At 64.7% G+C, this 10,451-nt stretch carries 7 protein-coding genes and 1 pseudogene; 2 read left to right on the top strand and 6 right to left on the bottom strand.

The genetic code is table 11. The features are described from left to right. Positions 1-52: 52 nt before the first annotated feature. Both BM430_RS10935 and BM430_RS35235 read right to left on the bottom strand, forming a co-directional pair. Positions 53-1,945 (bottom strand): Hint domain-containing protein, encoded by a 1,893-nt coding sequence (locus BM430_RS10935; RefSeq protein ID WP_093567278.1) that lies wholly within the window; start codon positions 1,943-1,945, stop codon positions 53-55. 316 nt (positions 1,946-2,261) lie between these two features. Further along, positions 2,262-2,456, bottom strand: a pseudogene (locus BM430_RS35235) (hypothetical protein); the annotation flags it as partial. Positions 2,457-2,927: 471 nt separating this feature from the next. On the opposite strand from BM430_RS35235, the gene BM430_RS10925 reads away from it, so the two are divergent. Continuing rightward, positions 2,928-4,352, top strand: a complete 1,425-nt coding sequence (locus BM430_RS10925; protein ID WP_093567277.1) for a rhamnan synthesis F family protein — start codon at positions 2,928-2,930, stop codon at positions 4,350-4,352. Positions 4,353-4,408: 56 nt separating this feature from the next. After that, positions 4,409-5,488 (top strand): tartrate dehydrogenase, encoded by a 1,080-nt coding sequence (locus tag BM430_RS10920; protein ID WP_093567276.1) that lies wholly within the window; start codon positions 4,409-4,411, stop codon positions 5,486-5,488. 216 nt (positions 5,489-5,704) lie between these two features. On the opposite strand, the gene BM430_RS10910 is transcribed toward BM430_RS10920, so the two are convergent. From BM430_RS10910 to BM430_RS10895, 4 genes are read right to left on the bottom strand one after another with little or no spacing between them, the layout of a single operon-like run. Beyond that, positions 5,705-6,505 (bottom strand): alpha/beta fold hydrolase, encoded by an 801-nt coding sequence (locus BM430_RS10910; protein WP_093567275.1) that lies wholly within the window; start codon positions 6,503-6,505, stop codon positions 5,705-5,707. Continuing rightward, positions 6,502-7,386 carry a Rieske 2Fe-2S domain-containing protein gene (locus BM430_RS10905; protein WP_093567274.1) on the bottom strand — a complete coding sequence of 295 codons (885 nt, stop codon included), beginning with the start codon at positions 7,384-7,386 and terminating at the stop codon, positions 6,502-6,504. The genes BM430_RS10910 and BM430_RS10905 overlap by 4 nt, the downstream gene beginning before the upstream one ends. Next, the gene (locus tag BM430_RS10900) at positions 7,383-9,644 is read right to left on the bottom strand and encodes a TOMM precursor leader peptide-binding protein (RefSeq protein WP_093567273.1); all 2,262 of its coding nucleotides are present in this window, start codon (positions 9,642-9,644) and stop codon (positions 7,383-7,385) included. The genes BM430_RS10905 and BM430_RS10900 overlap by 4 nt, the downstream gene beginning before the upstream one ends. After that, positions 9,641-10,444: a class I SAM-dependent methyltransferase gene (locus BM430_RS10895; RefSeq protein WP_093567272.1), complete on the bottom strand. Its 804-nt coding sequence runs from the start codon at positions 10,442-10,444 to the stop codon at positions 9,641-9,643. Before BM430_RS10895 ends, BM430_RS10900 begins: the two co-directional genes overlap by 4 nt. Positions 10,445-10,451: the final 7 nt, after the last annotated feature.

Here is a 10,451-nt window from a genome sequence, read left to right as displayed (position 1 = left end):
CAACCCGCCGGCAACCGGAACCGCGCCGTCGCGCCGTCCAGGACCGGGTGGATCACCTGCCCGCCGACCCCGACATGGAGCTCGGCGATCGCGTTCTGCTCGAGCGTCCAGCCGTTCTCGAGGGCCCGGGTGCGAAGGCGGGCACGGACCTCGTCGACGAGCGGACCCTTGCCGACGAAGGGCCGGCAGAAATCGGCATGGGTGCGGGACGCGGCATCCGCATCGGGGCGTGCCGCGAGGTCGACGACCGACTCCTGCGCGAAGAAGCGGCGGTTGCCCATGTCGAGGTAGCTCTCGGCGGGCAGGCCGTTGGCGACGAGCAGGTCGTGGCTGTCGAGTTCGACGTGCCAGTAGGTGACGGTGTCGACCGGGACCTGAGTGACGGCGGCGCCGTTGACGAGGCGGAGGCGGGGATGAGCGCCTCGCCGTCCACGTCCCGGCAGATGGCGTGTCCGGGGGAGACCCAGAGGTCCTGGGCGGGCTTGTTCGGGCCGAGAGCGTCCTTGCCGATGCGGACGGGCAGGACGGCGAGCGGATTGGGATGGTTGCGGCAGTCGATGGTGCGGTGGCCGATCCAGCGGATCGCGCGCTGCTCGCCGGAGGCGGTCACCACGACATCGCCGACGCGCAAGCGCTCCACAGCGACCTCGCCACGATCCAGCAAGATGAGAGAGCCGCTGGCAAAACATACAGCAACGGATTGATCGTTGAACTGCAATGTTTGAATCTTGCTCAATGTGCTCACGGGGCCATTGGGCTTCGACGCCTGCGATACCTGGGTCGATCCATTTTTCTCGGTGATCACATAATCGGCGCGATTTCCAGAAAATATCGCCTTGTTGTTGCCCGCGCCGCCGTCGATCGTATTTCCCTTATCGCTGTTTACAGTGCATATGTCGTCCCCGCTTCCGCAGTACACATTTTGAATATAGGTCTTGTCATAGATGACGATGTTGTTCGTCATTCCAAAGGCGCTGCTATAAGTGCCGGAATTCAGATTCAACGTCGCCGCATCGCTGCTCATCGACAGATCGAGAGTGTTGCCACTTGCGGCCGTATCGTAGAGCGTGAGAATCGGTCTGGTATTGATCGTAAAATCGAAATAAGGCTTAAGGCTTCCGGTAATCGTGGTATTGTATCCAAAAGTCTGGGCAGTGTTCAGCGGGCCGTTCGTCTGGGCGCCATACAGCCGCTGGATCGCATCTATATCGAGGGGCATCCAGGTCGTAGGGTAGTATTGAGTGCCGCCTGTCGTCCAGTTGGTTGCGCCGACCGGACTGTCATATGCCGTCGAGCCATGGGGACTGAAGTACGACATGGTCGTCGAGATCTGGTTGTCGTAAGCACCCAGCTGCTGGCTCGGCACGTTGTTCCCATTGTATGGTCCACCATGGCCGAGGCCGAGAGCGTGGCCTTCCTCGTGCAGAACGGTACTGACGCCATAGCCTCCGCTCTGGAAGTCCCCCAGCGCTCCGTGGCCACCGACACGCCTCGTGCTGTCACCGATATCCATTGAGATCGTGACGCTGTTCCCATCGGGCGGTGTGATGATGGTGCTGCCAACAGCGTGTTGCTGCGAGCTCGATTGCGCAAACGCATCGCCATTCGCATTACGGGTAAATGTAATGTTGGCGTCCGCAGCGATAGTTGTCTGCTGGAAAGAAATATTCGCAATCGCAGACCACATATTCAGGCCGGAGACGAGCGATTCTTGCTCGTTGGCGTTCCAGCCTGCATTCGTATCGAAATAATAATTCAGCAGGCCGCCACCAGTCCCTGCGGTATTCACTGGTCCCCAATGAAATTGGCCAGACGTGTTTCCGTACGTATCCGGTGTATCGCCGTTGTAAGTCGCGAAGGCGGGGCCGGCGAGCGTTCCATCGGCATTCACGCCGGAGATGAAAGACACTTCTTGGTCGCGGGTGCCTGCTGTAACGCTTGCCATCTTAGACCCCAATATTTGGATTTTTATGCGTTTTGAGAACGACGGTATGCAGGATGCACGCCTATACTGAAACAGTGAGCGCCCGCATTGGTTATGCTTGGACGTCGATTATCACATGACACGGCCTTCTCGCCAGCCTGAGAGTTCCAAAAATTTTCCCTAGCGTCTCAACCGCCGTCATGCGGCTGAAGTTAATGCAGAGTGTGTCTAAACCGTTACACCCGATCATCGACCGGCGAGACCACCTTGCGAGACCACCTTGCAACTGGTGGTCCTCTTCGTCCTTGCTCACCCATTCCGCAAGGCGCTCCAGCCCCTCGCCGATCTGTCCAAGGATGGCGACGCGTTCGAGCCCGCCCGTCCCGTCGTCGGCGACGATGCGTAGGGCCGCCGTATTCGGCCTTCGTCGAGAAGGCGCCTCGGCGCGTCCAAGCGCACCGCTCTCGGTCTGCGCCACGTCCCGATGGCTTGGCCGCAGGCATTTCCCCCGGATCTCGACGTCTCCGCTGATTGCTTGTGGCCGCGGAGGCTGATGCCGTCGAAGAACACCGTGCCGAGGGCAGCGACCCGGGTCTGCGCGAAAGGAAGCGTTCCCAGGGGCCGGCTTGCGTCCAGCGGATGAAGATCTGGATGGCCTTCCACCAGGGGCTTGATTCGGCCAGGATGGTGCGCAAGGCAGCGCGGTCCGGAGGCTGCCTGAGAATGGTCGAAATGGCACGGCGCAGATTCTGGGGAGATGTCTTGCCTTTTCGGTCAGTAGGTGCGCGATCGCGAGACGATCATCTTGTCAGCGCATGCCCCTTGGTCCTCACTAGCACCCTAAGCCTCGTTGCGCGAATGACCGAGGATTTACGAAACAGAATTTCGGCGAATATTGTTCTGGGAAATTGGCATGGAGGTTGAGCGAGACGCACATTGCAAATTGTTATTTGCTATTGCAACCGAATGGAAAAATTTTTGGATGAATACGTAAGGTGAAGAAATGAAAATTGCTGTCGTCATCCATTGTCATTATCTTGACATCGCCGAAAAAATATTTTGTCGTCTTTCTCTCGCTCCGTTCGAATTCGATATATTTGTTACAACAAGCGACGACGAGATCGCTGAGACTATCGCCTCAAAGGCTGACACAATGGGCAATTTCGGCTCGTGCCAAATTGTTGTCGGTCCAAATAGGGGTAGAAATTTTGCCCAATTCTTGGTGGAGTTTAGAGATGAATTAAGAAAATACGATTTGATGTGCCATATTCATACAAAAAAATCCCTTATCCGTGGTGATTTATTCGCGGGCTGGGGGGAATACCTGATTGAAAACTCGATCGGAACCCCTGCATTGTGGAGATCGACGATTGACTTATTCAAACGAAATCCGAACTGTGGATTGGCGTATCCGCAGACCTATGCGCCGCTGCCATTCTGGAGCGAGCATTGGCTCGGCAATTATGCGATAGCGCAGGAATGGGGACAGTCGCATGGATTGCGATTTTCGCCGGGGTTCGTCAGATATCCCGTCGGAGGGATGTTCTGGGTCAGGCCTATCGCGATTGATCAGCTGTTGGATCACGATTGGAGTTACAGTCTTTTTCCGTCGGAATACGCCCAGCCTGATGGAACGATGCATCACGCCGTGGAGCGCCTGATCGGAGCGATCACTACGTCAAACGGTTTCCAGCATTATAATTATAATCCTTCGCGTCAAATCTACGAAAAAGTCGATGTTCGAGAATTTAGATATGATCCTAATTTCTCGACTCACTACATCTCTGAATATATGTCTGTATCCCGCTGCGTATCTTTTGATTTATTTTCATTGACACACAAAACAAAGAAAGAGGCCGAAAGACTCGCGTTGGAAAAGATATCGAAAAATTTACTTCGGTCCCGGATCGGGGGCGTAGGTTCCCTTTACGTCGCTCGGCGAGAGCTAACCGAGTTGCAGTCGCGCTTCGATCATCGCCACGCTGGCAATGCAAGTCTTCAAGAAATTGCTGCGCAGCTTGCGAGTGAATTTGGCATCGATGATCCCCTGGCGTTGGAACAAGAGGCGGATTTTGCCGCCGATTGTCTCGAATTAGATACGCGCATGGGGCAGATTTATAAATCAGCGGCAGCCGCCGGCAAGAAAATCATTGTTGTTGCGGAATGTCCTTACGATCAAATTTGGATGGATCACGTCATAATAAAACTTGGATTGAGTAAGGCTGATTACTGTTTTACAACCAGTCAGATTCAGGGTCTGTGTGTCGATGGATCAATTTGGGCGGGTATTTTACGTCAAACGGGCTTCGCGGTCGAGGATATGGTGCATTTTGGCAAAGATATATATTCAGATTACTTATTGCCTTATCGGAAAAAAATTAAAGCGATCCATGTTCCTCCTTATTCTGTCGCTCCAAATATAATATAATATATGTATCCGCGCATTGACCCTTCCACATCCTTCATCCCATACGGAGCACTGTCATGACCAGGACCTACAGAATCGCCGCGATCCCGGCCGACGGCATCGGCATCGAGGTCATCGCCGCCGGCATCGAGGTGCTGGACGTCCTGGCCGGGAAGACCGGCACGTTCCAATTCCAGTTCGACCACTTCGACTGGGGCTCCGATTATTACAAGACGCACGGCGTGATGATGCCGGCGGACGGCCGGGAGCAGATCAGGAACCACGATGCGATCTATTTCGGCGCCGTGGGCGCGCCGGACGTGCCGGACCACATCACCCTATGGGGTCTGCGACTCGCGATCTGCCAGCCCTTCGACCAGTACGCCAATGTCCGCCCGACCCGGATCCTGCCCGGCATCACCAGCCCGCTGCGCCATGTCTCGGGCCCCGAACTGGACTGGGTCATCGTGCGCGAGAACTCGGAGGGCGAGTATGCCGGCGTCGGCGGGCGCGTCCATCAGGGCCACCCTGAGGAGGTCGCCACCGACGTCTCGATGATGACCCGCACCGGCGTCAGCCGCATCATCCGCTACGCCTTTAAGCTCGCACAGAGCCGCCCACGCAAGCTCCTGACCGTCGTCACGAAGTCGAACGCCCAGCGCCACGCCATGGTGATGTGGGACGAGATCGCCGCCGAGGTGGCGCAGGAGTTCCCGGACGTGACGTGGGACAAGATGCTGGTCGACGCCATGACGATGCGCATGGTGATCAAGCCCGAGACCCTCGACACCATCGTCGCCACCAACCTGCACGCCGACATCCTGTCGGACCTCGCCGCGGCGCTCGCCGGCTCGCTCGGCATCGCGCCGACCGCGAACATCAACCCGGAGCGCAAGTTCCCGTCGATGTTCGAGCCGATCCACGGCTCGGCCTTCGACATCGCGGGCAAGGGCATCGCCAATCCGATCGCGACGTTCTGGACCGCCTGCCAGATGCTGGAGCACCTCGGCGAGAAGCCGGCAGCCGACCGGCTGATGCGCGCGGTGGAGCGGGTGACTGCCGATCCGAGCCTGCACACCCCCGATCTCGGCGGCAGGGCGACGACCCGCCAGGTCACCGATGCGGTCATCGCTGCGATCCAGGGCGATAACGAGTAAAGGGATGCCGTGACCGAGTCATGAGACCGCCTGCGGCAGGTCTTCGCGGCCGATCCGGCCGTCAGCCTGGCGAAGGCCCTGCCGGAGCCGCCCCGCGTTCGCACGATCGTCGTCGGGGCGGGAAAGGCCGCAATCTCCATGGCCTGCGCCGTCGAGCTTCGGACCCTGGCGGCCGACCGCCCGAACGCAGGCGCGTAGTCGGACGGGGCGACGACGTCAGGAGCAGAGCCCCCAGTCGAGCCGGAGCGTCTCCGCGGCCGCCAGGGGAGTCTCGATCATGCAGAGATGGCCCGCATCGTCCAGGCGGACGATCTCCGCCTGCTCCAGTGCCGATTCCAGGATGAAGGCGGTTTCGACGAAGGCCGGCATCTCCGACGAGCCGATGAAGATCCGCCCGCGGGCGCGGATCCTCCGGATGGAGGCCAGGGGCTGCGGCCAAGTCGCGATCCGGGCGATGGCGAAATCGGGCAATTCCTCCCACCGGTGGCGCCGGACGACGCGGGCGATGTCGGGCCAGAGGAGCGGCTTGCCCTTCGCGGCGGTGAACAGGTCCGGCGGCGACACCATCCATCGATCGGCGAGCCACGGACCGTGGCCGAGATCTCGGTGCAGGTGGCGCAATTCCGCGTAGCGCCGTCCGACCTCGCCCTCCACCGGGCCGCCGCCGAAGGCGGGTGCGCCGAGAGTCAGCGTCTCGAACGCGTCCGGCGCCTCGATGGCGACCTGCAGGGCGACAGTGCTGCCGAGCGAGAGCCCGACGACGTGCCGGACGCCCTCGGCGACGGCCCAGCGTGCGAGCCGCCGCCCGAGCGTCGCCAGGGTCTCCTCCGCCCGGAGCGGCGGCGAGGCGCCGTGGCCGGGCAGGTCGACCGCGAGGTGCCGGCAACCCGGCAACGCATCCCAGAGGCCGCGCCACAGGCTCGAATCGATCGTGTACCCGTGGATCCAGAGCACGCACGGCCCGTCATGCCCCTCGACGCGGATCGCGAGGTGCAGGGATTCCGGCAGACCGGTCATGCGGACCCGCTCTCGAACCTGCGGCAGAACGCGTAGAACCCCCTCACGGACTCGTCGTCGGGGCTCCAGTGCGGGACCGCCGACCGCGACACGTTCCGCCACACCCGGTCGTCGTCGGTCAGTCCCTGGCGGCTGTAATCCGCGAGCCCGGCTTTCTGCCGCTGCCCTTGCGCCGTGGCCAGCGTGCCTTTCGGGAAGACGAAGGAGAGGCGGGCGGTGCAGGTGGTCGGCGACGTCGTGATCGCGCCGGTGATCACGCCGTAGGGCGCCGATCCTCCGAGTTGCACCAGGATCAGGCCGGGACTGAACGCCCGCGCGTCGTAGGACAGGTCAGAGGGCGAGCCGTCCCGGGTGCGGGTCGAGAAGCGCCCGCGCACCGTCAGGGCGCCGTCGGGGGCCGGCGAGACCGTGAACGAATGGACCGACAGGCGGTGGACGGCGTGGAAGTGCAGCCGGTCGAAGCCGTTCTCGATCACCGCCTCCATGGTGGTCGAGAGCGGGATCGTGAGACCCGGGGTCACGTCGTGGTCCTCCAGAAGCCCGTCGAGCGTCGCCGGCCAGCCGTTGTCCTCAGCCTCCGACAGGCGGACATACACCGCCCCGGCGCGGAAGAGGCTCTCGTACCGGCGGACCGACCATCCCGCCGCCTCTCCTCCGAGCCGGATGCGGTAGGCGTGATAGGGACAGACCACGTGCCGGTCCTCGAGGCGGCCGCCGACCGCCAGATGCGCCCCGCGATGCGGGCAATCGGCGTCGAAGACCTCGATCCCCGCATCGCGGCGGACGATCATGAGGCGCCGTCCATCCACCGTCACGGGCGTCAGGGGCGAAGTCAGCTCGTCCTCGAACGCGAGGCAGTACCAGCCGTGGGCGTAGGTCATATGAACACCGGGATCGGGTTGAGCGCGGCTTCGGGCGTGGGCCGTTCGAGCCAGCCGAGCCGGACCGGGACGTCGTAGAGGCGCCCCGGACCGAGGCGGCGCCAGAAATGGCGAAGGTCCGGAACCACCACCCTGGCGACGTGCAACCCGATGTCGGGGCGGGTCTGGTCCTGCACCAGCATCTCGAGGCCGTGCCGGCGGCAGAGCGCGACGCAGTCGCGGACCGCGTCCGCGACGTCGGTCCTCGGCTCGTAGGAGAAGTCGCCGCGCCTGCGCGCGGGCAGGGCCCGGTCGGGCAGGAGCCAGGTTTCCCGCGCCGCGGTCGCGGATCGCCACCACCGGATCGCGTCGTCCTCGGGCCAGGCATAGACCGTGCGCCCGTCGGCATCCGACCGCGCCACCGCCGGCAGGAACTGGTTCAGCTCGGTGACCGCGCGCAGGAGCGCCACGTCGGGGTCGGGATGGGCGCCGAACCCGAACACGATGTCCTCGACCGCCCGGTCGGTCCGGCGGCTCAAGGCCGCGAAGGTCGGGATGCCGAGATCGGTCGTGAGGTCGAGCACCCAGAGGTCGCGGTGCAGGCTGCGGTAATGCGCGCTCAGGCGATCGAGGTAGGGCGATGCGAAGCTCGCCAGATCCACGCCCGGCCGCCCGATCCGGTTGTACCACCAGATCGCCACGGCATCGCGTTCGACGAGTTCGCAGAAGCCCTGGAGTATGGCTTCCTCGAGCGTCGCGCCGGAGGCGCAGCCGTTGGACTCGCCGGCGCAGAAGAAGTGCCGGCGCGACTCGGGATGGGCGTACCAGCAATAGGCCGAGGGCAGGTAGCGGAAGCGCTCCTCCGTCATCGACCAGAGCGGCGTCCAGTCGACGACCAGCGTCGGGTCGAACCGGTTCGGCACGCGATGGAGGATGCTCGACGCGTCGTCCGTCGTCGTGCGTCCGCGATACTGCGCGTCGCTGAAGTTCAGGCACCGCTCGAGCGAGACCGCGTCCTCGCCCAGATCGAGGCGGGAGGCCCTGACGGCGGGCTCGCCGCCGCGATGCACGCCGCTGTAGCGCTCGATCGCCTCGCCGACCGCGCTCACCCTCGCCTGGACGTCGGTGATGCCCTTGCCGCCGGTGCGGTTGCGCAACCCCTCCAGCAGCCAGCGCAGCGTGTCGTGGCCGATCACGAAGTTGTGCCCGGCCGTGTAGCTGTAGATCAGGTCCTCCGTGTGCCCGACGTAGTTCTCGAGCCACGTCACGACGCCGGTGATCGGGCTGATGTGGTGGGCGAGCCGGGCGAGGGTCTCCTCGGCCGAGACGCTGCGGTGGCCGCCATCGGCGGTCGTCAGCGCCGGCACGCTGCCGAGGATGACGGGTTTCGCGGTCCCGAACCGGGCCGGGTCGCCGCAGGCCTCGCATTGGGGGCGGCGGATCACGGCGTGGCGGCGCGTCGCCAGGGTCGAGAAGTCGAAGGTGACCAGGGTGTCGTCGAGGCGGCTGCCGCCGGCGGCGCCCCAGTCGGCGATCGCCGTCGCCAGGAGGTCGGCGGCCGCCTGCTCGGTCGCCGGCAGGCTCGGCGGGGCGGCAAAGAGCGGCGCCGTCCGTCCCCGCCGGCGCAGGACGAACTGCTCGACCTGCCGGTTCAGCGCGATGCGCTCGGCCAGGCAGGCCCAGCAGGCCGACATCCCGGGCCGGAAGACCGGACCGATCCAGACCGTGGCGCCGACGGGGCGCACCGGCACCCAGGGCCGCCCGTCCCGCAGCCGCTCCGCGTTGATCCGCCCCAGCTCCCCGCGCAGGTAGTCGTCGGTCAGCACCACGCGGATGTCCGGCTCGCCGTCGCCGATCCCCGAACCCGTGCCGATCCCCATGCCCGAGAGGGCGCGGCGCACCGGCGCGGGATCGGGTCCCAGGGAGTCGACGCGGACCCTCAGGGCGGCGAGGGCCTCCGTCGCGCGCCGCGGCTCGACGGACCGGCCGTCCCACCAGGCGGCCTCGGCCCGCTCGATCGCGGGGGCGGTATCGACGAGGTGGCCGCCGGCGAGCAGGGCGTCGAGCGCGTACCAGGCCTCGGGCAGCGACACCTCGGCCGCGGCGGCCGCGGCGATGCCGTCCGCATCGCGAGCGCCGTCCATCTGCCGCGCGACGGCCGAGAAGGCCCGTCCCGGAAGGACGTGCCGGCGGCGCTCGCCGAGCAGGATCAGGCCGAGGGGCAGGCATTCGGCGTGGAGGTCGCGCCGCAGGACCGGCCGTGGCGGGAAGCCGGTCACGACGGGCGCCTCCCGGTGCCGATGAAGCCGATCAGCAGCACGCGCGCGCCCGGCGTCGCCGTGAACGCGTCCGTCATCGCCTGCGCGGCGAGGTAGTCGCTCATCGACAGGCTTTTGTCGCGCAGGAGGGGCAGCAGCCGCGCCGGGTCCATCTGCGCCCCGAACGGCTCCAGGCCGAGCCAGTCGCTGCCGTAGCAGAAGACGTCGAGCGCGGCGTCGGCGTAGCCGGCGTCGTCGAGGATGGACCGGAGCGCGCGGCCGACGCGGCGGTTGCGGCCCGCCCCGGTCTGCGACGCCGAGGCCTTCGCGTGGATGGCCTGCAGGGCCGGGAAGCGCGGCTCCGCGAGCCCCCAGAGTTCGTCGTCGATGTCGATGACGGCGTGCACGCCGCCCGCACGCAGCACGCGCAGCGCCTCGGCGGCGACGAGGTCGGGCCGCGCGAGGTGCTGGAACAGGTAGCGCGACAGGACGAGGTCGAAGCTCGCCTCCGCGAGCCCGGTCGCGGCCGCGTCGGCCCGCGTCAGCGTGATGCCGAGGCGGCCCGCGCACCGCGCTCTCGCGACCTCCAGCATGTCCTCGTCGTCGTCGAGCGCCGTGATCGTGCAGCCGGGAAACAGGTCGTGCAGCCGCGTCGTCACGCAGCCCGGGCCTGCGCCGAGCTCCAGGATGCGCGGTCGCTCCGGCAGGCCGAGCCCGCGCAGACGCCGCGCCTCGGCGACCCAGCTCAGGGCCGCCTGGGCTTCGAGGCGCGCCAGCTCGGCCTCGAGGCCGGCATTCTCGCGTTTCGCGCGGTAGGACATTCGGGTG

The sequence above is a fragment of the Methylobacterium sp. 174MFSha1.1 genome (genome assembly GCF_900116815.1).
In the GTDB taxonomy this organism is placed as follows: domain Bacteria; phylum Pseudomonadota; class Alphaproteobacteria; order Rhizobiales; family Beijerinckiaceae; genus Methylobacterium.
Note: the sequence above shows the minus strand (reverse complement) of the source record. Positions and strands in the feature narration are given on the sequence as shown.

Excerpts from the sequence above, each read along its gene's own strand:
- BM430_RS10920 (WP_093567276.1), top strand. The coding sequence starts at position 4,409 with ATGACCAGGACCTACAGAATCGCCGCGATCCCGGCCGACGGCATCGGC.
- BM430_RS10935 (WP_093567278.1), bottom strand. The coding sequence starts at position 1,945 with ATGGCAAGCGTTACAGCAGGCACCCGCGACCAAGAAGTGTCTTTCATC.
- BM430_RS10910 (WP_093567275.1), bottom strand. The coding sequence starts at position 6,505 with ATGACCGGTCTGCCGGAATCCCTGCACCTCGCGATCCGCGTCGAGGGG.
- BM430_RS10905 (WP_093567274.1), bottom strand. The coding sequence starts at position 7,386 with ATGACCTACGCCCACGGCTGGTACTGCCTCGCGTTCGAGGACGAGCTG.
- BM430_RS10925 (WP_093567277.1), top strand. The coding sequence starts at position 2,928 with ATGAAAATTGCTGTCGTCATCCATTGTCATTATCTTGACATCGCCGAA.
- BM430_RS10895 (WP_093567272.1), bottom strand. The coding sequence starts at position 10,444 with ATGTCCTACCGCGCGAAACGCGAGAATGCCGGCCTCGAGGCCGAGCTG.